The following is a 23655-nucleotide window of genomic DNA, read 5'->3' as shown; positions in this document are numbered from 1 at the left end:
CCAAGCAGACATCAAATACGAACCACAACCTCATCCCCCACCACCCGAACCGGAACCGCCCTCAACCGCACCGAACCATCCGCCGGATGCCGCCCGGTAAGAACGTCGAACTCAAACCCATGCCAAGGACAAACAATATTCCGATCAGCCGGATGAAACGCAGGCCCCGCACTCTTCCGATCCTCCCGAACCGGCTGAACAGTCCGCGGCATCATCTTCCCCTGGCAAACCGGCCCGCCCTGATGCGGACACACATTATGCCAAGCCCGCACCTCCCCAGCATGAAAGTAAACCCCCACCTCCAGACCGTCGACGTCCACCACGACCCGCCCCCGAACCTGAAGATCCGCCAACCCAGCAACAACAACGTCCCGCCGCACCGAGCTCATTCGGCCCTCCGATACCAGATCGCCATATCGAAAAGATTCACATCCGCGGCATCCAGCAACGCAGTAACCAAAACCACGGTCTCGGTAGCCGTCAACGCGTCCTCACGAACCGGCCAGGAAATCTTCCCCACCCGATCCGTCTTGGCAGAGAACAACCGAGCCGCCGCGTACAACAACTCAGCGATCTCTTCATCGGCGACCGCCGCGGCCTGGCCGCTCGAGGCGATCTCAGATGTCAGCGAGCCCAGCCGAGATACCAGCGAAGCAAGTTCAGATGTCATCACGAAACCCCAGGCCGCTCATGAAGCACGCTCTTCGCAGCAGGCTTCCGCCGATCAGTAGGAAGATTGAACACCCGAGCGGCATTCAACCCCAGAATATTCCGCTTAGCCTGCTCAGACAAAAACGGCAATCGCGTAATCGTAGACGGCGCGTCCCAATCCCAATGCGGCCAGTCCGAAGAATACAACAACTGAGTCTCCGCGTTGAACGCCTTCATCCCAGCCTCCAGCAACTCCATACTGGTACGCTCCATCGGCTGACTCGTATACCACATCTCCTTCATGTACTCACTGGGCAACCGAGTTAACCCTGGAGCCTCGCTGGGCCGCATCAGCACCTCGTGATCGAGCCGCTGCATGAGGAACGGAATCCAGGCCAGCCCGCTCTCCACCCACACCATCTTCAGCCGAGGAAACCGCTCCGGCATCGCGTTGATGATCCAGTTGGTCACATGAATCTGGTTGTAATGCGTGAACGACAACGCATGCATCGACAGGAACCGGTTCAGCTGGGCAAATGACGGATCCCCCCAGTGATACCCGGAGTGGAACGCGAGCGGCTTCCCGCTGTCCTCGATAAGCTTGTACAACCGCGTGTAAACATCCGAATGCACCGGATTGTTGCGTGTAGAACACACCGTGTACCCGATGATCCCGTCATCACCGGCATACTTCTCAACCAGTTCCTCGCAGACCTCCGGCGTATTGTACGGCAGGTACAACATCCCCTTGAGCCGATCGTCCTGCGGCAGAACGACTTCGGTCAGCCATCGGTTGAACGCCCGCCCGAGCACGACCTCGATCTCGTCCTGCGGATGCATGCCCAGCAGCAACATCGCGCTGGGGAACACCACCTGGTAGTCCAGCCCCATCGCGTCCATCCCGCGCCGGGCGGCGGCGACGAACGGATGCCCGGACACCCCGCCAAGCGGCTCCTTGCGGCCCTGATGCCCGATCCGCCCGCCGACACTCTGGTGCGACATCCCCGGCTGAATGTTCAGCAGCGCGTTATTGCCCGCGAACTTGCCGAACTGGTCCATGCCGATCTGGCGCCACACGTCGTTGTCGATGAGTTCCAGCACCTCGCCCCAGAAATGGTCTTCCGAGACGTGCGCGTCGATATCGACGATGAAGTAGTCGTCGTACTCCCGCTCGGCCTGTTTGGTCGCGTGGGCGAGGACGTCGCGGGTGTCGGTGCGCCCGCCGATCTCGGCGAGTTCCCGGATCCGCGGCCCGTCGGAGCGAGGACTGGAGAAATCGGGCACGGATTCTTCCCTTCGTCCGGCGTCAGCGGGGCGCGACGGCGGCATCGGTCATCGTGGTCAGGTAATCGTCGTCGGCGGGGGCCGCGTTCTCGTGCGGGATGACGACGGCGCGGTCGGGGCTGACCGCGAAAGTGTGTTCTTCGCCGGCGGTCGGGACCGATTCCGCGGACAGTTCGGCCGTTTCGGTGCGCACGCGCATGGGGAGCCCGTCCGCGCGGACGAGAAGGTTGACGGCACTGCCGAGATAGGTGGTGCGCTCGACAGTTCCGCCGAACGCACCGGGCCCGGAACCCTGCGGAGACAGCCGGGCATGCGCCGCGCGGAACGCGATGTCGGCCCGGTCCCCGATCGAAACCTCGCCGGTCGCGATCCCGGAGAAGACCAGCGAAGTGTCGTCGACCCGCACGTCGGCGGTCTTCCCGTGCACGCCGGTGACCGTCCCGGGCAGGATGTTCTGAAAGCCCATGAAATCCGCGACATACGCGGAATTCGGGCGGTCGTACAGGTCGCTCGGCGTACCGGACTGGACGATCACGCCCTCGCTCATCACGATGATCCGGTCGGACAGCGTGATCGCTTCCTCCTGGTCGTGCGTCACGTAGACCGATGTCGTCTCGAACCGGTTGTGCAGCGAGCGCACCTGCTGGCCCATCTGGTACCGCAGTTTGCTGTCCAAATTGGACAGCGGCTCGTCGTAGAAGATGATCCCCGGCCGGGCGGCCAGCGCACGGGCGAGGGCCACGCGCTGCTGCTGACCGCCCGACAGAGCGGTGACCGAACGCTTCCCGAGGTCGGACAGACCGACCGCGTCGAGCATTTCCTGCACCCGTTGCGCCCGCTCCCGGCCGGGCATCCGCGCGACCTTCAGCGGGTACGCGACGTTGTCCGTGACGCTCAGGTGCGGCCACAGCGCATAGCTCTGGAACACCATGCCGACCTGGCGTTTGTCCGCGGGCACGAACGTGCGCCGCGCGGTGTCGACCACGACCCGGTCGCCCATGACGATCCGGCCCGAGGTCGGCCGTTCCAGCCCGGCCAGGCAGCGCAACGTCGTGGTCTTGCCGCAGCCCGAGGGGCCGAGCAGCGTCACGAACTGCCCCGACTCGATCGTCAGATCCAGTTCGTGCAGCGCCGCCTTCGCGCCGTACTTCTTGGTGAGTCCGGATACCTGGACCTCGGTCATCGTGACCTGCGCTTTCTCTTCGGCCGGGAGGCGAGGTGCTACTTCTTGAACGCCTGGGTGATGAAGTCGAAGTACGGCTTGTTGAACGCGGGGTCGGGGTTCGAGAACGGCAGCCGCGGCAGCTTGTCGAGCGACGGCAGTCCGGGCGGGCCGGGCGCGGTCGGCGTGCGGCCGTAGGAATTGTCCTTCTCCGCCAGCGCTTTCTGGCCTTCCGGCGAGTACAGCCAGTTGACATACAGCTGCGCGGCCTCGGCGTGCGGCGCGTTCTTGATCAGGCACAGTGCCGAGCGGGCCATGTAGTTTCCGCCGTCCTCCAGCGGGAACACCATGTCGATCGGCGCGCCCTTCTTCTTCTGCGCCTCGAAGTAGCCCTGGTATACGGCGATGCCGACCGGGAACCGGCCGCTGGCGACGTCTGTGGGCACCATCGGCTCGGATTGAGATACCTGCAGGTCCTGCGCGGCCAGCTTCTCCAGGTAGGAGCGGCCCCACTTCTTCTCGTTCTCCGGCAGCATCAGCGATTCGAGGATGTACCGGATGCCGCCGGGCACGGTCATGTCGCCGACCGCGATCTTGCCCTTCCACTTCGGGTCGAGCAGGTCGTGCCAGTTCTTCGGCGCGTCCTGCTTCTGCACCTGGTCGGTGTTGTAGACGAAACCGAAGTAGCGCAGGGCGAAGTAGGTGAGCCGGCCGTCGTTGTCGGTCGGGATCTTGAACCCGGGGTCGGCGGTGCGCACGTCCGCGGTGGTGCAGATGTTCGGTTTCGCCGCCGCCTGCGGGGATTCGCCGCCGACGTAGATGTCCGCGATCCGGTTCCCGCTCTGCGCCTCGGTGTCGAGCTTGGTGAGGATCTGCGCGTCCGCCTGGTCCTGCGGGAGCAGCTTGATCCCGGGGAAGCGCTTGGTGAACACGTCGTTCATCGCCTGGTTCGCGGTCACCCCAGGCCCGTACAGCACGAGCTGGGTGTGGTTGGCCGCGAACGCCTTGTCGTACAGCTCGTTCATGTACTTGTTGGCCGCCGCGGACGCGCCGGGGACCTCGACCGGGGTGCTCGACTTGGTCGCGCCCGCCGACGCGCAGGCGGTGAGCGAGACGAGCAGCCCGGCGGTGAGCGCCAGCGCTGGCGCGCGCAGTTTCGTGCGGGAGAACTTCATTGTTCTTCCTCTCGGGTCAGTGGGTGATGCGGGAGAACGAGCCGGACAACTGGTCGGTGCGGCGGCCGAGGATCCGGCCGCCGAGCTTGACGGACACCGCGGCGAGCGCGAGGACGGCGAACGCGGCGAGCAGAATGATCATGAACAGCGCCGCGCCGCGGGACATCTCGCCGGTGAGGAACTGCTGGAAGGCGGTCAATGAAACGGGTTCCAGCCCGGGCGGAGCCAGCAGCATCGGCACGGCGAGGTTGCCCGAGATGAACAGCGCGGAGAGGAACCAGCCGGCCAGGAAGCTCGGGATGACCAGGCGCAGCACGATGGTCACCAGCACCCGGCCCGCGCTCGCGCCGGACATCCGGCCCGCCTCCTCCAGTTCGGGCGACAGCTGGGCGAGCGCGCCCTCGGCGATCCGGCTGGACACCGGGATCGTGGCGACGACCAGCACGAGCGTCATCAGGAACGCCGAACCGTAGAGCCCGCGGAACGCCGGGAGGTAGAGCACGGCGAACATGTAGGCGAGGCCGAGCACGACGCCGGGCAGCGCCCACGGAATCCAGACGGCGAACGAGGTGTAGCTGCGCAGGAATCCCCGGCGCCGCGCGGTGACGTACGTCGTGAGCAGCGCGATCGAGATCGAGCCGAAGCCGCCGATGATCGCGAGCCACGCGGTGAGCGCGAGGCTCGAGCTGAACTGCGGGTCAGTGAGCATCGTGACGTAGTTGTCCAGGGTCAGCCCGGTGCTCATCACCCCGAAGATCGGCTGGAGGCTGCCGAGCACCATCGCGAACAGCGGCAGCAGGAAGTTCAGCAGCACCACCACGACGATCAGCGCGGACAGCACCCAGCGGATCGGGCCCAGCTCCTGCGGATCGCGCCGCGACGTCTTGCCGGTGAGCGTGGTGAAGCTGCGGCCGCGCAGCATCCAGCGCTGCGCCAGGAACAAGAGCAGCACCAGCAGGATCAGCACGAGCGACAGCGCGAACGCCTTGGTGTACTCGGCTGGCGCCTCATCCCGGACGTAGTGATATATCTGCGTCGAGAAGACGTAGATGCCCGCCTGGCGGCCGATCAGCTGCGGTCCGTCGAACGACTGGAACACCAGCACCGCGATCAGCAGGGCCGCGCCGGTGATCGCCGGGCCGACCGACGGGATCGTGATGGTGAAGAAGGTCCGCACCGTGCCCGCGCCGCTGATCGCCGCGGCCTCGTCGAGCGACTGGTCCCGGTTCTTGAACGCGCCCAGCAGCAGCAGGTACGCGAACGGCATGTAGCCGAGCGACGTCAGCAGGATCAGCCCGCCCCAGCCCTGGATGTTGATCAGCGGACCGTGCGTGCCGAGTTCCCGGCCGAACTGGTTGAGCAGGCCGTTCTGCGCGTTGCCGAGCATGATCCAGCCGAGGGTGTGAAACAGCGGCGGGACGAACAGGTTGATCACCATGATCGGCGTGAGCAGCTTGCGGCCGGGCACGTTCGTGTTGGCCGCGATCCAGGCGAACAGCCCGCCGCCGGCCACCGAGATGGTGCCGCACACGACGACCAGCACGATCGAGTTCCACAGCGTGTGCCACGTTTCCGGGGCCTCGAACGCGGCGAGCAGGCCGCCCATGGTGAACGGCATGTTGTCCGAGGGCAGCCCGTCGCGGAAGGCGCCGAGCACGATCATCGCGACCGGATAGACGAAAATCAGCGTGAGCCCGGCGAGCAGGGTTGCTTTGAGCACACCGCCGGTCACCGAGCGGCGCATCGACGCTCGCCGGTCGTGCTCGAAAAGGCGCTCCGTCACTGCAGTCGTTCCTTCCTGCGAGCGGCCGGTTGCCCGCCGCGGGGACGAACCGCTCCGTCCGTCCTGCCGGTTAGCGTAAGAACTCGGGTGCGGCGGCTCATCGAGCGGCTCTCCGAAGTCCTTCCGGTTTCCTCCGACACGGTGTCGGAGGAAACCGCTGATCAGATCAGGGCGGCGAGCACCGCGTCGTTTTCCTCGGGCAGCCCGATCGTCACGCGCGCCCCGCCCGCTTTCGGGAACGGCCGGGCGAGCACGCCGCGAGCCTCCAAACGGGACAGCAGGTCGGCCGCGTTTCCCGGCAGGAAAAGGAAATTCGCCTGGCTCGGCACGAACGCGACGTTCGCCGCGGTCAGCGCGGCCTCGACCCGGGCGCGTTCCGAGACGATGACGGCGGTTCTTTCCTTCGCCACAGCCAATCCTTCCGCGCTCAACGCCGCGATGACCGCCGCCTCGGCCACGCTGTTGAGCGCGAACCCGACAGACGTGCGGCGCAGTGCCTCCGCGATCCGCGGTGCGGCAGCGGCATAACCGACGCGGATGCCCGCCAAACCGTGTGCTTTGGACAGTGTCCGCAGCAGCACGAGATTCTCGAACTCGTCGAGCAATCCGACAGTCGCGTCCACCGGTTCGGCAGACACGAACTCGCGGTACGCCTCGTCGACAACAACCAGCACGCGCGACGGGACGCTTTTCAGGAAGTCGCGGATATCCTCGACCCCGCGCAGCCCGCCCGTCGGGTTGTTGGGATTGCAGAGGTAGACAATGCGGGTTTCCGGGCCGACCGCGGCGAGCATCGCGTCGAGATCCATCGCGCCGTTCGCGTCGAGACCGACCTCTGTGGACTCCGCGCCGGCGAGCGAGAGCGCCGCCGCGTACGCCTCGAAGGACGGCGCCGGGCGCACGCCGTGCACGCCGGGTTCGCAGACCAGGCGGGCGAGCGCGTGCAGCAGCGTGCCGGATCCGTTGTCGATCGCGATGCGCCCCGCGTCCAGACCCATCGCCCCGGCGACCGCGGCGCGTGCCGCGGCACGGTGGTAATCGGGATAGCGGTGGGCATTCCGGGCCGCTTCGGTCATCGCGGCGACGATGACGTCCGCGGGCGCCCACGGCATTTCGTTCTGGGACAAGCGGATCGGCGGCTGCGCACCGCGGGACGAGCGATCGGGGGCGGCGAGCACGCGGTCGACCACACTGCGGAGCTCCAGCAGCATGCATCCTCCTCAAGCCGGACGATTAACTGTAATGAATATACATAATTCTGAGCGCGTGTACATCCATCAGTTCGCCCGGATCAAGATCTCAGGAAGGCCGAGCTGCCACGGCAGGCCGGCGGTGCCGCGAAATCGCCGACTCCGCCAGTTCGTGGTCGCGCTTCATGACCGCCTCGGCGAAGTCGAGGTGCGTCCGCAACCGCTCCTTCGTGGTCGGCGCGGTGACGCCCTCGAGCTTCGCGGCGATGATGTAGTCGACGAGATTCGTATACAGGCTGCGCAAAAGCTCGTTCGGCGACACCTGCGCGATCCGCGCGTGCAGCGCCCAGATCGCCGTCGGAGCCTCGGCGGAATCCCAGGCCGCCTTCAACGTGTCGGCGCACGCTGAGATATCAGCGATGTCCTCGTCGCTCGCGTTCTCGACCGCGTCGTGCAGCACCGAACCGTCGAGCGCGTCCAGCACGCGCAGGCAGTTCTCCACGGTCGCCTTACCCTCGCGCAACTGGAGCAGCTGATCGCTCAGATGCGTGAAGGGCGAACGCGTCGCGACGAAGATCCCGCCGCCCGGCCCCGGCTTGGCATCGACGATGCCGCGGGCGCGCAGCAGCTGGATCGCCTCGCTCAACGTCGCCGGAGCGACCCCGAAGCGCGCCATCAACTCCTGACGGCGCCCGACGAAGTGCCCGGCACTCCAGCCCTCCGAGACGATCTCGTCCTCGAGCGCGCGAGCGACCTGGACGGCAGCGGCGGTGTTCGTGATCTGCGGCAAGGGTCCTCCGAAGTACTCGGTCCGGTGACGTCGCCGACGCGGGTCACGCGTAGTGACAGATTAGAGGCGCACCGGAACCCCGAACACCCGGCATCGTCTATATTGATTGTAGACATTAGACGCATGCGTCACCAGCGCGGCACGCACCGTTGCCTAAGGAGCCCCCATGCCGGTTTCCGCCCCCGCTGCCCTTCACTCAGAACTGGTCGCACTCCGCCGCACCCTCCACACCCACCCCGAAGCCGGGTTCGCCCTCCCGCACACCCAGCGAACCGTACTGTCCGCACTGTCGACACTGGACCTCGAAGTAACCCCAGGCCCACCCGACTTCACCTCAATCGTGGCAGTACTGCGCGGTGCCCGCCCCGGCCCCTCGGTCCTCTTGCGCGCAGACATGGACGCCCTGCGCGTCACGGAGGAAACCGACCTGCCGTTCGCATCTCAGACGCCCGGGTTGATGCACGCCTGCGGCCACGACCTGCACACAGCCGCACTAGTTGGCGCAGCAAAACTCCTGAGCGCCCATCGAGACGAGATCGCCGGCTCGGTTGTCTTCATGTTCGAACCAGGCGAAGAAGCCGGCGGCGGCGCACAACGCCTGATCGACGAGGGAATCCTCGCAGGCGTCGAGGCCGCATACGGCATTCACGTCCTGCCAGGCCGCTCCGGCGTATTCACCACCCGCCCCGGCTCGATCATGGCCGGAGCCAGCAGCCTGACGGTACGAATACGAGGCCGCAGCGGCCACGGCTCCCGACCGCACCAAGCGGTGGACCCAGTCCCAGCCGCAGCCCAGATCATCTCGGCCCTGCACACCTACGTCACCCGCCGGTTCCCGGTCTTCGACCCAGTTGTGCTGTCAGTGACCAAAATGCAGGCAAGCGATATCATCAACGCCATCCCCGACGAGGCAACACTAGCCGCGACGATCCGCGCACTGTCCGCAGAGAGCGTAGAAATCCTGGCCCGCGAACTACCTTCACTAGCAACCGGAATCGCATCAGCCTTCGGCTGCCAAGCAGAGACGGAGTTCCGCTCGGTCTACCCAGTAACCGCGAACGACCCGAAAGCAGCAACACACGCGCTAACCGTGCTAGCCGACCAGTTCGGAACAGAACGAGCCGTACCACTGGAACACCCGATCATGGCATCGGAAAGCTTCTCCGCGGTACTCAACGAGGTCCCCGGCGCCTTCATCTTCCTAGGCACCACACCAGAAGGAATCGCCCCAGACACCGCAGAAATGAACCACTCGCCGCGCGCAATCTTCGACGACAGCGTGCTCGGCGACCAAGCAACAGCACTAACAGCACTAGCCCTAAGCCACCTACGGCCCTAAAAACCGCACCGGTGCACCCACCCATCGAGGCACCCAGCCCCTCCCCCGCACCCCGATACGAAGCCTCCCTGCGGTCTGGGGTGCTTGTCAAGGCATCTTTCCCGCCTTGACAAGCACCCCCAGACCGTCAGCACAATCAACCTTCGGGGTGCCCCACGCAACCAAGAGGCCAATGTCGCCGCCAGGCGACGAGGCCCGAACCATCCCTCAATGCTTCTCGTGAATCAACGGCCAAGGAGAAGGAAACACCCCCACCGGCACCTTAACCACCGCAGGCCGCCCCGCCGCAATAGCCGCCCCGACATGCTTCTCCACCGCCCCAGCATCCTCAGCCAGCGCAAAATCCAGCCCAAACGCCCGAGTCAGCAGCTCAAAATCAGGATTAGTCAACTCAGACCCAATAAACCGCCCACCGTAAGTATCCCGCTGAATCCGCCAAACATTCCCAAACCGAGAATCCTCAAACAACACAGTAACCAACGGAATCCCATACTTCTTAGCAGTAGCGAACTCCTGCAAAGACCACCCGATTCCGCCATCCCCGGTGACCGCGACCACCGGCCGCCCCCCAGCCCCCACCGCGGCCCCGAGCGCAGTAGGCATCGCATACCCAAGAGTCCCCTGATACCCAGGCCACACATAAGACCGAGGCGCCTGCGCCGGAAACCCGTACGTAGACACATACCCGATCTGCGTCAACTCATTGACAAAAACCCCGTCCTCCGGCAACGCAGCCCGAATAGCGTCCACGAACTCCATCTGCGGCCCAGCCTGCGCCCGAATCCGCGCAGCACAGTTCTCCCGCAACCGAACCAGCTCAGCCCCCCAACCAGCCCGAGGCGACAGCCGCCCAACCAACGCCTCCAACACCGCAACAGCATCAGCATTGACCGCAAGATCCGGCCGTCGCGGCGCACGAAGATCAGCCGCGTCAATATTCACCAACGCCAGCCGAGCATCCCCAATATTCAACTGCTGCCCAAACGGCGTCAGAAACCGGCTACCGAACGAAACCACAAGATCCGCCGTAGCCCGCAGCTCCCACAAAGCAAAGGCAGGCAACGCATGCGGATCCCGAGCATCAATCGCCCCCCGCCCGTTCTCGCTCATCACCACCGGCGCGTCCAGCAGCTCAGCAAGCCGAGCCAGCAACTTGAACGCCCGCGGATCCCGCATCCCCCCGCCGACATGGATCACCGGCCGCTCGGACGCCGCCAGCAGCCGCACGAGCTCGACAACGTCCCGCTCGGGTGCCTCCGGCTCCCGCACCCCGAACGGTTCCCCCGGCTTGAGATCCGCGACCGCGTGCAGCAAGTCCGGCCCGAGTTCCAGCGCGACCGGACGAGGCCGTCCAGTCCGCATCTGCCGGAACCCCTCGTGCACCAGATCCGGAATCTCCTCGACCCGCTTGGGCCGCGCCGACCACTTGGTCAGCCCCTGAACCGTGTCCGTCTGGCGGGGAATCTCGTGCAGCGCCCCGAGCCCGGACCCCACGAGCGGCGACGGAATCGTCCCCGCCAGCAGCATCACCTGCGACGAACAGGCGTACGCCGTTGCCATCCCAGCGCCGGCGTTCAGCACTCCAGGGCCCGGCACGACCATCGCCACCCCGGGACGGCCGGAAGTGCGGTAGTAGCCGTCCGCCATGTAGCTGGTCGCCTGCTCGTGCCGCGGAACGACCAGTTCCAGCTCGTCGCGCTTGCGGTACATGCCGTCGGTGAGCCCGTCCAGCTGGACCCCGGGAATGCCGAAGACCGTGTCGACGCCCTCGCTGATGAGCGCGCTGGCGAGCGCGTCACCGCCTGTCATCTGTGCCATGCGGATCCCTCTCGTCAAATGTCTATAATGAATATAGATCAAATCTCGGGCAGCTGGCAACGGAAGAGGCGAGCATGACTCTCGAAGGACAGGTGCAGGCCTACGCCGACCGGCTCGGGCGGCCGATCATCGTGTTCGACGTCGACTTCACGGTGATCGCGTTCAGCGTGCACGACCAGGACGTCGACCACGCCCGGCTGGCGATCATCCTGTCCCACAAAGGATCTTCGCGCGCCCGGGAGTCCATCCGGGACTACCGGGTGGGCCAGGCGCAGGACCCGGTCCGGATCCCGCCGCTCGACGGCGGCCAGTCCCGGCTCGTCGCGCCGGTCCGCCACGAGGGGCGGCTCGTCGGCTACCTCTCCTCCACGATCCCCGAGGACGACGAGTCCGCTTACGAGGACGACGACGAGCTGCGCGAACGCCGGGCGCAGATCGGATTGCTGCTGGCCGCGATGGCACTCGGCAACCGGGAAGACGAGGACCGCGCGCGACGCCTGCTCGCCGCGCTCCTCGAAGGCACCGACGACCAGCGCGTCCGAGCCGCCGACGAACTGCTCGCCAGCGGTTTGCTCTCCCCCGTCCCGCACTACACGGTCATCTCGATCGCGACCCCGCCGCGCGCCGAGCCCAGTTCGGCAACCCTCCGACTGGTCCTGGACCGGGCATTGTCGAGCATCCCAGTCTTCCCCACCTTGAAAGCCGTCGGCGCGGTGCTCGGCAGCGAAGCTGTCTTGCTGGTGCCCTACGAAATCGACACCGCACGACTGTCAGCTCTCCTTGCGCAGCCCGCCTTCTCCGACCTCCACGCCGGGGTCGGCGGTGCGCACGCGCCGCTGTCCGGCGTGCACCGGTCCCTGCGGGAAGCCCGGATCGCCTTGCGCGGCGGCGACGCCGGCTGCGTGGCGCACTGGTCGGAGTTGGGATTGGACCGGCTGCTGCTGCAACTCCCCCTCGAGGACCTTGATATCTCAGACCTCCCCGATGCCGTACGACGGCTGCTCGACGCGCAGTCCGGACCAGACCTCGCGCAGACCCTGGAGACCTACCTCGACTGCGGCTGCGACGCCCAGCGCACCGCGCAGACCCTGCACGTCCACCGCAGCACCCTCTACTACCGACTGGATCGCGTACGCGCGGTCGCCGACGTCGATCTCGCCGACGGGAAGGTGCGCCGCGAACTCCACGCCGGGCTGCGGATCGCGACGCTGGCCGGTCTTCGCTAGCCGCCCCGCTGCCAATTGACTATATTCAATGTGAACTTTTACGGAAGGGTCCCGCATGAACGCACTGCTGACCACCGTCTCGGTCTCCGACGACCGCGGACGGCCGATCCTGGACGCCGCGACCCGGGAAGTCGTCGGCCACGCACCGGTGCACACGGTCGACCAGCTCAACGCCGCGATCGCCGCCGCGGCCGAGGCACAACCGTCCTGGGCGGCGCTGGGACACGCTGAACGGTCGCGCATCCTGCACGTCATCGCGGACGACATCGACGCGCACGCCGAAGAACTCGGCGAGATCATCACTGCGGAGCAAGGAAAAGCCGGTGGTGCCGGCGAGGCGCACGGCGCCGCGCACTGGCTCCGGTCCGCGGCGGACACGGTGCTCGAACCGCAGTCGCTGCCCGGCGGCGCGGAACAGCATTACGTCCCGCTCGGCGTCGTCGCGTCGATCGGCCCGTGGAACTTCCCGGTGATGATCGCGGTGTGGCACGTCGCGCCGGCGCTGCGCATGGGAAACACGGTGGTGCTGAAACCTTCCGAGAACACGCCGTTGAGCGTGCTCGCGCTGGCGGAGATCTTCCGCCGTCACCTCCCCGCGGACGTGCTGACCGCGGTTTCCGGCGATCGCGAGGTCGGTGCCGCGCTGGCCGCGCATCCGAGGATCGCCAAGATCGTGTTCACCGGTTCGACCGCGACCGGCCGCCGGATCGTCGAAAGCTCGGCAGGCAACCTCGCCCGGCTCACCCTGGAACTGGGCGGGAACGACGCGGCGATCGTGCTGCCCGGCACGGACGTCGACGCCGTCGCGGACAAGCTGTTCTGGGCGGCTTTCATGAACACCGGCCAGGTGTGCGCCGCGCTCAAACGGCTTTACGTGCACGAATCGATCTATGACGACGTCGTCTCCGCGCTGGCCGAACGCGCCGAGAAGGCACCGATGGGACCGGGGCAGGACAAGGCGAACCGGCTCGGGCCGGTGCAGAATCCCGCGCAGTTCGAGATCGTCTCCCGACTGGTCGAGGAGGCCCGGGCACGCGGTGCCCGCGTCGTCACCGGTGGCACCCCGGCGACGGAACTGGGGCCGCTGTTCTACCGGCCGACGATCATCGCGGACGTCGAGGACGGTGCCGCGGTCGTCGACGAGGAGCAGTTCGGACCGGTGCTGCCGGTGATCCGGTACTCCGAAGTGGACGACGCGGTGCGCCGCGCCAACGGCACCGACCAGGGGCTGGGCGCTTCGGTGTGGGGTGCGGACGCGAACGAGGTCGACGCGGTGGCGCAGCGACTGGAGGCGGGCACCGTCTGGATCAACCAGCACGGCGGCGTCGATCCGGCGATCCCCTTCGGCGGCACGAAGTCGTCCGGCTACGGGCTGGAGTTCGGCGTAGAAGGCCTGAAAGCCATGGCAGCCAGCAAAATCATCCGCCGGTGAAACCAGTGAAGGCCTCCTTGAGGGATTTCCTCGAGGAGGCCTTCACTGTGGGCCGGGGGTCAAGCGCCGCGAAGCTTTTCCCACAACTCGGCCGCAGCCGCCCGATCAGGCGGAGCACCTCGCCACACCACAGTTTGATCCTGACGCACCACCGTGAGGGGACAGACATATTCGTCCGGGAGCGTGTCCACTTCAACGGCCGCGATTGGGATACCTCGCCGTGCCGCTTCACCGGTCAGCACTGAGATATCAACCCCTCGCCCAGCAATTACCGTGTAGCCGGGCGAGAAATGGTCGTACAGCGAGGATCCGTCCGCCAGCGTGAAGTGCGGGGCACGGCAACCGGGCACAGTGGACGGTGTGTAGCTGCCCATCGTGTAACCCGGCGCTTCCTCGCCGTCGTAGGCGATGATCGGGGAATCGTGATACGCGTAGCCGTAATTCAGCCCTGCGGCGGCGAACTGCGGCTCGTTCAACGCCCGTACCGCGGCACCGAACGACGAGCGCGCGACCGCACCGGCGGGGGTGTCGTCTTCGAGTTCGGCGGGGAGCCCCGGGCGGGCGAGCTTCCGCTGGTGGTTCATCGCGAAGTGCGACACCTGTTCGGTGATCGGCCGTCGCTCGGCCTCGTAGGCGGCCAGGATCCCTTCCTCCGCCCAGCCGGCGAGACGCGCGCCGAGCAGCCAGGTCAGGTTGAGCACGTCCGCGATGCCCGCGTTCATCCCGAATCCGGCGAACGGCACCCACAGGTGTGAAGCGTCCCCGGCGAGGAACACCCGCCGGTCGCGGAACCGGTCGGCGAGCAGCCGCCGGGCGACCCAGTCCTCTTTGGACACCACGTCGTACTCGAAAGACTCGTCCACGCCGAGGATCGCGCGGATCGCTTCGTCTCGGTCGACCACCTCGCCCTCCGAGGCAAGGTAGGTGTGCACGAGGAACGTTTCCGTGCCGTCGATCGCATACACGTGCCCGACGCGGCGTGAGTTGAACGTGTAGTAGCCCCACGCCCGCGGTTCGTCGGCGGACATCAGCGAGTACAGCTTCGGCGCGCGGATGCACGTGGACTGCACGTGCTGGAGCACCGGATCACCGCTGAGCTTCACGCCGATCTGCTTGCGCACCGCTGAACGGCCGCCGTCCGCGCCGATGAAGTACCGAGCGCGCAGGGTGCGTTCGCCCGAACCGTCGGACACGACTGCCGAGACGGACGATTCGTCCTGGCTCACCGAGTGGAACCGGGTGCGGTTGAGCAGGGTCACGCCGGGGGCGGCAGCGGCGTTCCGGGCGAGGATCGGCTCCAGGAACGTCTGGTTGATCCGGTGCGGCGGTTCCGGTGTCGCCCAGCTCGTGTCGGGGCCGACGCGGGAGGTGTACCGCTCCCCGCTCGCTGGGATCGGGATGCGCGACAGTTCCCGTCCGGTCAGCGAGGTCCGGAACGCGACGTCCTGCGGGTAGTCGCGCGGCAACCCGGCCGCGCGCACCTCCGCCGCGATGCCTAGCCGCCGGAAACTCTCCATGGTGCGCGAGGCGACGTGGTTGCATTTGACGTTCGGCGGTTCCAGGAACTCCCGTTCCTCGACGACGATCACCGACACGCCGCGACTGCTCAGATCGAGTGCGGCGACCAGCCCGACCGGACCCGCACCGACGATGAGGACGTCTGCGTCCATGGTTTCTCCGTTCAGCACGGCATTCCTTGTGCCACCACGCCAAGATGCTCAGTCATCAACCGGCGGGCCGCATCCTCGTCACGGTCCTCAATGGCCTGAAGGATGCGGCGGTGCGCGTCGACGGCGCGGGAAGCCCGTTCAGCGTTGGTGTGCACGGCATACACGCTTTCCCTGGGACGGTTCAACGCACCGACCGACGCGGCGATCGCCGGATTCCCGCTGAGCAAACCGAGCCGGGCATGGAATTCCAGCGACAGGGGGTTGTAGCGGCTGGCGTCGTGGACGTGTTTCTCCGATTCCTCGACCAGCGCTCGCAATTGCGCGACCTGGTCGTCAGCCGCGGCACGCGCAGCGAGTGCGGCGGCAGCGGGTTCGACCGCGTGCTGCGCTTCCAGCAGCTGTTCGGTTCGCATCCCGTGCAAATGCAGTTGAATGGACAGCGAATCCGCGATCCGGCCGATGTCCGCCTCGGCCTCTTCCGCCGTGTTGAGTTCACGGTATTCGCCGGACCAATACAGCAACGGCTGCCCAGTTCCACCCCCCGCGGAAACGACCTCGCCGACGAGGATGATGTGGTCGCCGCCGCCGAGCATCGTGTGCACCGTGCAGTCGAACCAGCTCAGCGCACCAGTGACGACTGGCGCGCCGGTGGCCTCGGTGTGCGTCTCGACCTCGTCGAACCGTTCCTTGCTCCGGCCGCGTCCACGTCGCGCGAAACACGCGGAGACGTCCTGCTGATGACGGCCGAGCACATTGATCGCGAACACCCCGCTCGCGCGGATCTCGTCAAGGATCGGGCTGTGCGAATTGATCGAGACCGTCACCAAAAGCGGGTTCAGCGAAAGGGAAACGAACGAGGTCGCGGTGATCCCGTAAAGGTGCCCGTCGAGCGCGGTCGTCACCACTGTGACCCCGGAAGCGAACCGTCCGGCGGCCTGGCGGAAACTGTCGATCCGTTGCTGGTCGGAGGTCATGGGATTCACCTCGTCTCGTCCGGAACGCCGAGCTGGCGGAAGTCGTAGACGTCCAAAGTGGTCTCTCCGGCGCGAAGACGGTCCAGATAGGACGCTTCCTTCTCAGCGCGGGCCCGGGACGCGGCGAGAACCCGGTCGTACTCGTCCGCCGGGAACACGACGATCCCGTCCCGGTCGGCCACGACGACGTCGCCTCGGCGCACCACCCGGCCGCGCAAGGTGATCGGGCGGCCGACGGTTCCCGGCCAGTTCTTGATCGTGCCGCGAATCGAGATCGCCGTGCTGAACGCCGGGAACCCGAGCGACGCGAGCTGCTGGGTGTCGCGGACGCCGCCGTCGATCACCAGGCCGTTGATGCCGCGTGCCTGCGCCGCGACCGCCATCACCTCGCCCCAGTACCCGAACGGCGCGCCACCGGCGTCGACGACGAGCACGTCACCCGGTCCGGCGGCTTCGATGCCGTGGTGCAGTGCGAGGTTGTCGCCGAGCTGCGCCGACACCGGGACCGCACGGCCGACCAGCTGCGCGCCGTCCCAGGCTGGCCGGAACGCGGGGTCCAGGAAGCAGTCGAGGCCGGAAGCCTCGTACAGCGTGGCTGTACCGAGCGTCAGCAGTTCCTTGGTGTCTTCCGCCAACGTGGTCATGCGTCCGCCCGCTGCAGGTCGTGGTAGCCGTACTTCGCGCGGGCTTCGGCGATCGTCGCGCCGCCGAGCGCAGCGGTGAGGATCGCTTCCTCGCGCGCATGGATCATCTCGGCGACCTCCAGCACGTCGTCCTCGCAATCCCGCGGGATCGCCACGACTCCGTCCGAGTCGCCGAGCAGGATGTCGCCGTGGCGCACCGTCACGCCGCCGATCGTCACCGGCCCGCGTTCCTCGGCCACCTCGACCCGGTCCTTGCCGGTGCGCATGAAGCGACCGCGGCTGTAGATCGGGTAGCCGATGGAAAGCGCACGGTGCGTGTCGCGGCAGACGCCTTCAATGACCGTGCCTGAGATACCACGCTGGTGCGCTACTGCGGTCAGGATGTCGCCCCACACCGTGCAATCGACCCGGCCGTCGTTGTCGAGCACGATCACCTGCCCCGGTTCGACCTGGTCGATGAAATCGCCGACGGTGCCCGCCGGGACCTGCGCGCTGACGTAGCGCACGGTGAACGCGCGGCCGACCATGCGCTGTCCGTCCGCGAGCGGGGCGAGCCCGAGCAGGCTGCCCGGACGCTTGAGCTTGTCGAGGGCGTCGGACACCGTCGCGGTGCCGAGCGCGGAGAAGCGGTCGAGGAGAGACATCAGCGCTGCTCCACTGTGACTGAGGGGAATTGGGAATCGTGCATGACTTCCTGCACGTCACGGCCGGACCGGACCGCCTCCGCCATGCGGGCTTCCCGATCAGCGATCCGCTGCGCGAGTTCGACAACGCGCTCGGCGTCTCCCGCGGCGACGAAGACGACGCCGTTCACGTCCGCGAGCACAAAGTCTTGCGGGGCAACTGAGATACCAGCGATCTGGATCCGCTCGTCCATCGCGGCCTGCACGATGCGGCCCCGCGCGCTGACCGGAACGGCCGTGCGCGCGAAGACCGGGAGCTTCAGCGCTTCGCTCTCCTGGACGTCGCGGCAGGCACCGTCCACGATGACGCCAGCCACGCCGCGCCGGACCGCGGCCTCGGCGAGCAGACCGCCCCAGCAGGACACGTCCGTGCGGCCGTGGTTGTCGATCACCACGACGTCGCCCGGCTCGGTGATCGCGACCAGCGGGGTAGCGATGTGCGTCGCCGGTCCCGCAGTCGCTTTGGGCGCGGCGGTGACCGTGCGCACGCGGCCAGCCAGAACGGTGCCGACGGGCCACATCGGTTTCAATGCGGTGACCGCGCCGGGCAGGCCGAGCGTGTCCAGTGCGTCGGAGACCGCGCAGCTGTCGAGCCCGCGCAGCGCGGAGATGATCTCTTCGGGAGACATGCTCACTTCCGTTCCCAGGTAAGGAAACCCATCGCGTTGCCGGTACCGGCTTCTGTCCGGTAGCACGGCTCGTAGTCCACGCTCGTCACGGCGAGACCGGCCTCGTCGGCGATCCCGGCGACCGCGATCCAGTTGCGCAGCTCCGACGCGCCGGACCGCATCTCGGCAGCCGGGACGGACGAAAGGTAGTCGGCATCGTGGTTCCGCAGCGCCTCGAGAAACTCCTGGTCCAGCTTCTCGTCGATCACGAAGTGGCTGAGCCCGCCCGAAGCGACGACGCCGACGCGCAGGCCGCCGGGGAACGACCGGATCGCCCGCCCGACCGCGCGCCCGAAGTCGTAGCAGCGTTTGGCGCCCGGCGGATTCGGCTCCCAGAAGGTGTTGATGAAGATCGGCACCATCGGCAGCGTCGACTCCTGCCCGAGGAATCGCTGGTAGATGAACCCGAAGCCGTGCGGGATGGTGTGGTTCTCGTACCGTCCGGCCGGGATGACCTCGGTCGCGCCGGTGTCGAAATTCTCGGCCTGGGTGGACTGGATGATGTGCTTGCCGAGCGCGCGGTGCGTGGGCCGCATGATCGTGCGGTCCGGGACGTCGCCGGTCGCCGCCTCGGCCAGGCCGGGGGCCATCGCGTCGAGTTGGGCCTGGGTGAACGGCACGTGCGCGACCTCGTCTCCCCAGAACACCGAGAACGGGGCGAGCCACTCGTCGCCGTAGGTTTCCTTGTGGTCGCTGGAAACGATGACGAGGACGTCGACGTCCTGGGTGCGGATGAACTCCGCGAGCCGGTCCATCGACCGCTGGCAGCTTTCCCAGCGACGCGCCATCACCTCGGGAGTGATCTCGTGCGAGAAGTCCTCCCGCAGCTCGCGCAGGTCCTCGTAGCGGTAGGTCTCGCCGCGGAACTTCAAGCCTTTGCTGGCGCGGTCTGCCGTGCCTCTGGTATCCCAGGCGTGCGGCGGTGGCGCCTTCAGCTGCGGTCCGTGCGAGGTGCCGATCCCGGCGACGATCTCGGTCATGATCTCCCCCTCAGAGCTGGAAGAGCGCGCGGGCGTTGTTCTCGAGGACGTCGGCGCGCTCCTTTTCGCCGAGCCAGGCGATGTCGTCGATCAGCAGGTGGATGTCGTCAAACCAGCGCCCGGTCTCGGGGTCGATCTGCGAACCGGTGCCCGGTTTCTCCGAGCCGAACAGCACCCGGTCGGTACCGACGACCTTCATCAGCAGTTCCAGGCTGTCCTGGGTGTAGAGGCACGAATCGAAGTGCAGCCGGCGCAATTTGTCCAGATAGGACACTCCGGTGCGCACCACCGACGGCAGGAACCGGCCTACCTGGTACGGGATCGCGCCGCCGCCGTGCGAGACGATCACCTTGAGGTCGGGGAAATCCTTCAGCACGGTGGAGTTCACGAGGCTCCACACCGCGATGGTTTCTTCCTGGATGAAGTGCAGGCTGTACGGCTCGCGCGCGGGCGGCTTGCATCCGGCCGCGTGCAGCAGCACCGGGACGTCGAGTTCGCACAGCACCTCGTACACCGGGTACCAGTACCGGTCGCCGAGCGCGAGCGGGGTTTCCGTGCCCTCATACGGGTCGGTGTTGAGCATCGCGCCGACGAAACCGAGTTCGGTCACCGTGCGGCGCAGCTCGGCGGTCCAGTCCCGCGGCGTCAGATCCGGGCTTTGCGGCAGCCCGGCGACGCCCTTGAACCGGCCGGGGAACAGCTCGGTCGCGCGATGGATGAGGTTGTTGGTCTCCTCGGTGAACCACTGCACGAGCTTCGCCGGCCGTTCGCTGTGCATCATCTGGAACGGGCGGGGCGAGATCATCTGCAGGTCGATCCCGGCGCCGTCGAGGTGCGCGAGATGCGAGATGTCGCCGAAGCTCGGGTGCGGGTGGTGATACGCGGCGGCGAGCGCGTCGTCGCTGATGGCCGGGGGTTTGCCGCCGTGCGCGCCGCGGTGCGAGAGCAGCGAGGCTTTCCAGGCGTAGTAGGCGTCCGGCGCGGACATGTGGCCGTGGACGTCGATGATCACGGGATGCTCCTTGCGTCTCAGACGAGCGGCTTGCTGATGAGTTCGTCGACGCGCGCGTCCGTCGCCGACGTGTCGTAGAAGCGCAGCAGGCGGGTGCGGCCCGCGCCGGGGTCGCCGCGGTGCAGGTACTCGTACAGTTCCTGGCGCATCCCGAAACTCGAGCCGGCGAGTTCCCAGCCGAGCCGGAACAGGCGCGCCTTCTCCGCCGCGCCGATGTCGTGGCCGCGCATGTAGAGGTCCAGGAACGGGCGCAGTTCCGGGTTCGCCAGGTCGGCTTCGGTCGGCTGCATGATGAGCCCGGACGCGGCGACCTGGCGCAAGATCTGAACCATCCGCGCTGAGATGTCAGCCGACCAGAAGCCGACGCCGTTGGTATTGCTGGGGGCGAGGTGCCCGCCCGGCGTCACGACGGCGTCCGCCTCGGCGCCCTTGATCGCCAGTTCGAGCGTCTGGACGTAGGAGATGAGTTCGCCCAACTGTTCCTGGATGCCGCGGAAGGTGTCCACGCCGATGGAGTGCGCGAGTTTCTTCGCGACCGACGTGAAGAACTTCATCCGGGCGAGGAAGCGGATGTGCGTGCTCTGCAGGCTCCACACGTTGATCCGGCCGAGGCCCTTGAGCGCGCGCAGGGAGTCGCCGAGCAGGAAGATGCGTTCGCGCGGCAGGAAGACGTCGTCGAAGAACAGCATCGCGTCCTGCTCGTCGTACCGGTTCCCGAGCGGATGCGAGTGCCCGCTGTCGGCCGCGCCGAGCGGTTCGCGCAGCAGGATCTTGAGGCCCGGCGTGTTCATCGGCAGCGCGAACCAGATGACGAAGTCTTCCGCTCCGCGCGCTGCGGTGACGCCGTTGAGGTACACCAGTACCTCGTGGGAGAACGGTGCGAGGGTGGCGAGTTGCTTAGCACCACGCAGGATTACGCCGTCCTCGCGCTCCTCCACCACGCGCAGCGCGAGGTCCGGGTCGTCGAGCGGGCTGGCGCTGCGGTCGATCTGCGGGTCGCCGAGCGCGTGGGTCAGGACGAGGTCGTGCTCCATCGCGAACCGGCGGTAATCCCGGGCGTTCTGGCCGAACCCTTCGCGGTTCTGGTCGAGTTCGTCGGCGTAATCGGCGAGACCGGCGGCGACATTCGACATAAAGTCGGGCGAACGGCCGAGCTGCCCGAGGCTTTCCCGCATCCACCATTCCGACGCGGCGAATTTGGCGCGCAATTCCTCCGGCGTCTTCGGCAGCGAAAACGCGTAGCTGACCTCGTTGCCGGTCTCCTCGGACTTGAACAGGGTCGCCGCCCGCCCCTCGGGAGTGGCGAACCGCAGGTCGAGCAGCCGGGCGAACTCGTCGACGGTCGGCTTGAGCGCAGGGTGTTCCGCGACGTTCTCGATGCGCTTGCCGTCCAGCCAGACCTCGCGGCCGTCGTTCAGGCTCTTTGTGTACTGCTCGCCGGTGAGCGCCCCGGTGGCACCGGAAATGTCCATGTACTCCGACTCCTTTGTCTGTGACGGGCCCGCACCGGGCGACGATTCGAAGCTACGGAAATCGCGACGCCGAAGAATCGGTCCGCTGCGGGAATCTCCGCCGAGGGCGTCCGACACCGTGTCGGAAAGTCCGACGCGGTGTCGGAACCGCTCAAGACTGGATCGTCGGAACCGTCACCCATTGCCAGTAGGTGAACTCGTCCAGATTCCAATGCCCGCCGTGCCGTCCGCCGTTGCCGGACGCGCCGAGGCCGCCCATCGGGATGTGCGCGGCGTCGTAGATGGTCTGGCCGTTGAGGGCGACCATCCCGGCGCGCAAGCGAGAGGCGAAACCGAGGGCGCGCGCGACGTCGCGGCTGTGGATCGCCGCGGACAGGCCGTATTCGGTGGCGTTGGCCAGTTCGAGCGCTTCCTCCTCGGTCGAGAAGCGGGTTATCGGTGCCACCGGGCCAAAGATCTCACTTCGGAAAGCTGCATTGTCAACTGTCACGCCGTCGAGCACGGTCGGCTGGTAGAACGCGCCGTCGTGCGTGGCCCCGTGCACGACTCGTGCGCCGTCGGCGACCGCGGCCTCGACGATGCCGTGCACCCGCTGGGCCTGCGCGGTCGTGATCAGCGGGCCGAGCGTCGTCCCGGGCGCCTTCGGGTCGCCGAGCCGCAGTTTCTCGGCCGCCGCTTTGAGCCGTGCGACGTATTCGTCGGCGACGCTTTCGTGGACCAGATGACGTCCGGTCGCCATGCAGATCTGGCCTTGGTGCCGGAAAGTCCCGCCGGTGCCACCGGCCACCGCGCGGTCGAGATCCGCGTCCGCCAGCACAATGAACGCGTTGTTGCCGCCGAGTTCGAGCACCACCCGTTTCAGCAGACCGCCCGCGATCTCGCCGACCCGGCGGCCGGCGGCGGACGATCCGGTGAACGAGATCGCGTTCGTGTGCGGCGAACGCACCACAGCCTCGCCGGTCGCCGCACCGCCGGGCAGGACGTGCAGCACGCCGTCGGGCAGACCGGCTTGTTCGAAGATGCGCGCGAGCACCGCACCGCCGGAGAACGCGGTCTTCACGTCCGGCTTGACCAGCACCGCATTGCCCAGCGCGATCGCCGGCGCGACCGAGCGCATGGCGAGCATCAACGGCGCGTTCCAGGGCGCGATCACCCCGACGACGCCGACCGGGATCCGCCGGGCCAGCCCCAGCGTCGCCGGGTCCTCCACCGGGAGAAGATCGCCCTGCGACATCGTGACCAGTCCGGCCGCGGCGATCAGCTCGTCGATCGCTTTGTCGACCTCGTGCTTCGCTTTCGCGGGCAGCGAGCCGCTTTCGCGCACGAGCACGTCCTCGACGTCGGCGCGGAGGTCGCGCAACGCGTCCGCGGCCCGGGTGAGGGCGTCGGCCCGCTCGCGGTACGACGCGCGGCTCCACTCCGCCTGCGCTTGCGCGGCACGTGCTCCGGCCCGCTCGACGTCGTGCTGGTCGGCAATGCCGGCCAGACCCACTTTCCCGCCGTCGCCCGGCGAGACCACCGGTTGCGTGCCGCCGCCTCCGGTACGCCAGCCGCCGGAGTAGATATGCCCGTCTGCCTCGCTGAGATCCCACCGGGCCATGTGCGTCGCCTGCCAATCCTGGTGCGGGTGCGGAGATCGCCGCGATGCTAGGTCGGCGCGAGCTCTCGCTTCATCGCCTCGGCGACGCAAATCCCGCGCGCG

At 67.1% G+C, this 23655-nt stretch carries 21 protein-coding genes; 3 read left to right on the top strand and 18 right to left on the bottom strand.

The window, feature by feature from the left end; all coding sequences use genetic code 11:
• Window positions 1–11: 11 nt before the first annotated feature.
• The 8 genes from WA670_RS27940 to WA670_RS27905 form a co-directional block, all read right to left on the bottom strand.
• Window positions 12–389, bottom strand: coding sequence for a Rieske (2Fe-2S) protein (locus tag WA670_RS27940; protein WP_078870676.1), 378 nt, complete (start codon window positions 387–389; stop codon window positions 12–14).
• Window positions 386–670, bottom strand: coding sequence for a hypothetical protein (locus WA670_RS27935; protein ID WP_167756421.1), 285 nt, complete (start codon window positions 668–670; stop codon window positions 386–388). The genes WA670_RS27940 and WA670_RS27935 overlap by 4 nt, the downstream gene beginning before the upstream one ends.
• The gene (locus WA670_RS27930) at window positions 670–1935 is read right to left on the bottom strand and encodes an amidohydrolase family protein (RefSeq protein ID WP_037817920.1); all 1266 of its coding nucleotides are present in this window, start codon (window positions 1933–1935) and stop codon (window positions 670–672) included. The genes WA670_RS27935 and WA670_RS27930 overlap by 1 nt, the downstream gene beginning before the upstream one ends.
• 22 nt (window positions 1936–1957) lie before the next feature.
• Entirely contained in the window at window positions 1958–3118 is a 1161-nt protein-coding gene (locus WA670_RS27925; protein WP_037817919.1) for an ABC transporter ATP-binding protein, read from the bottom strand.
• Between the two features lie 38 nt (window positions 3119–3156).
• On the bottom strand, window positions 3157–4272 hold the full coding sequence (locus tag WA670_RS27920; protein ID WP_336159310.1) for an ABC transporter substrate-binding protein: 1116 nt from the start codon (window positions 4270–4272) through the stop codon (window positions 3157–3159).
• 16 nt (window positions 4273–4288) lie between these two features.
• A complete protein-coding gene (locus WA670_RS27915) occupies window positions 4289–6055 on the bottom strand; it encodes an ABC transporter permease (RefSeq protein ID WP_336159309.1) in 1767 nt (588 codons plus the stop codon).
• A 161-nt stretch (window positions 6056–6216) separates the two neighbouring features.
• A complete protein-coding gene (locus WA670_RS27910) occupies window positions 6217–7266 on the bottom strand; it encodes a pyridoxal phosphate-dependent aminotransferase (protein WP_336159308.1) in 1050 nt (349 codons plus the stop codon).
• An 88-nt stretch (window positions 7267–7354) separates the two neighbouring features.
• The gene (locus tag WA670_RS27905) at window positions 7355–8035 is read right to left on the bottom strand and encodes a FadR/GntR family transcriptional regulator (RefSeq protein ID WP_037817913.1); all 681 of its coding nucleotides are present in this window, start codon (window positions 8033–8035) and stop codon (window positions 7355–7357) included.
• Between the two features lie 166 nt (window positions 8036–8201).
• Here WA670_RS27905 and WA670_RS27900 point away from each other — a divergent pair, with 166 nt between their 5' ends.
• Window positions 8202–9374, top strand: a complete 1173-nt coding sequence (locus tag WA670_RS27900) for a M20 metallopeptidase family protein (RefSeq protein WP_336159307.1) — start codon at window positions 8202–8204, stop codon at window positions 9372–9374.
• A 207-nt stretch (window positions 9375–9581) separates the two neighbouring features.
• Here WA670_RS27900 and WA670_RS27895 read toward each other — a convergent pair whose 3' ends face one another.
• Window positions 9582–11192 carry a thiamine pyrophosphate-binding protein gene (locus WA670_RS27895; protein ID WP_336159306.1) on the bottom strand — a complete coding sequence of 537 codons (1611 nt, stop codon included), beginning with the start codon at window positions 11190–11192 and terminating at the stop codon, window positions 9582–9584.
• 74 nt (window positions 11193–11266) lie between these two features.
• On the opposite strand from WA670_RS27895, the gene WA670_RS27890 reads away from it, so the two are divergent.
• Complete coding sequence (locus WA670_RS27890; protein WP_336159305.1) at window positions 11267–12418, top strand: PucR family transcriptional regulator; 1152 nt, start codon at window positions 11267–11269, stop codon at window positions 12416–12418.
• 55 nt (window positions 12419–12473) lie between these two features.
• Window positions 12474–13850, top strand: coding sequence for an aldehyde dehydrogenase family protein (locus WA670_RS27885; protein WP_336159304.1), 1377 nt, complete (start codon window positions 12474–12476; stop codon window positions 13848–13850).
• A gap of 59 nt (window positions 13851–13909) precedes the next feature.
• Here WA670_RS27885 and WA670_RS27880 read toward each other — a convergent pair whose 3' ends face one another.
• The 9 genes from WA670_RS27880 to WA670_RS27840 all read right to left on the bottom strand — a co-directional run bounded on the left by WA670_RS27880 (window position 13910) and on the right by WA670_RS27840 (window position 23553).
• Window positions 13910–15520, bottom strand: coding sequence for an FAD-dependent monooxygenase (locus WA670_RS27880; RefSeq protein ID WP_336159303.1), 1611 nt, complete (start codon window positions 15518–15520; stop codon window positions 13910–13912).
• 11 nt (window positions 15521–15531) lie between these two features.
• The gene (locus WA670_RS27875; protein WP_134664813.1) at window positions 15532–16494 is read right to left on the bottom strand and encodes a flavin reductase; all 963 of its coding nucleotides are present in this window, start codon (window positions 16492–16494) and stop codon (window positions 15532–15534) included.
• Between the two features lie 5 nt (window positions 16495–16499).
• Window positions 16500–17138, bottom strand: coding sequence for a 4-carboxy-4-hydroxy-2-oxoadipate aldolase/oxaloacetate decarboxylase (locus tag WA670_RS27870; RefSeq protein WP_336159302.1), 639 nt, complete (start codon window positions 17136–17138; stop codon window positions 16500–16502).
• Window positions 17135–17782, bottom strand: coding sequence for an RraA family protein (locus WA670_RS27865; protein ID WP_336159301.1), 648 nt, complete (start codon window positions 17780–17782; stop codon window positions 17135–17137). Before WA670_RS27865 ends, WA670_RS27870 begins: the two co-directional genes overlap by 4 nt.
• Window positions 17782–18450, bottom strand: a complete 669-nt coding sequence (locus tag WA670_RS27860; RefSeq protein ID WP_336159300.1) for an RraA family protein — start codon at window positions 18448–18450, stop codon at window positions 17782–17784. The genes WA670_RS27865 and WA670_RS27860 overlap by 1 nt, the downstream gene beginning before the upstream one ends.
• Before the next feature lie 2 nt (window positions 18451–18452).
• Window positions 18453–19469 (bottom strand): hypothetical protein, encoded by a 1017-nt coding sequence (locus WA670_RS27855; RefSeq protein ID WP_336159299.1) that lies wholly within the window; start codon window positions 19467–19469, stop codon window positions 18453–18455.
• Between the two features lie 10 nt (window positions 19470–19479).
• Entirely contained in the window at window positions 19480–20481 is a 1002-nt protein-coding gene (locus tag WA670_RS27850) for an amidohydrolase family protein (RefSeq protein ID WP_037817896.1), read from the bottom strand.
• Between the two features lie 17 nt (window positions 20482–20498).
• Entirely contained in the window at window positions 20499–21953 is a 1455-nt protein-coding gene (locus WA670_RS27845; RefSeq protein WP_238604709.1) for a 4-hydroxyphenylacetate 3-hydroxylase family protein, read from the bottom strand.
• Between the two features lie 151 nt (window positions 21954–22104).
• A complete protein-coding gene (locus WA670_RS27840; protein ID WP_336159298.1) occupies window positions 22105–23553 on the bottom strand; it encodes an aldehyde dehydrogenase family protein in 1449 nt (482 codons plus the stop codon).
• Window positions 23554–23655: the final 102 nt, after the last annotated feature.

This window comes from Amycolatopsis sp. VC5-11, from assembly GCF_037034185.1.
GTDB classification, from domain to species: Bacteria; Actinomycetota; Actinomycetes; order Mycobacteriales; family Pseudonocardiaceae; genus Amycolatopsis; species Amycolatopsis nivea.
This window is presented reverse-complemented; position numbering and strand designations above follow the sequence as displayed.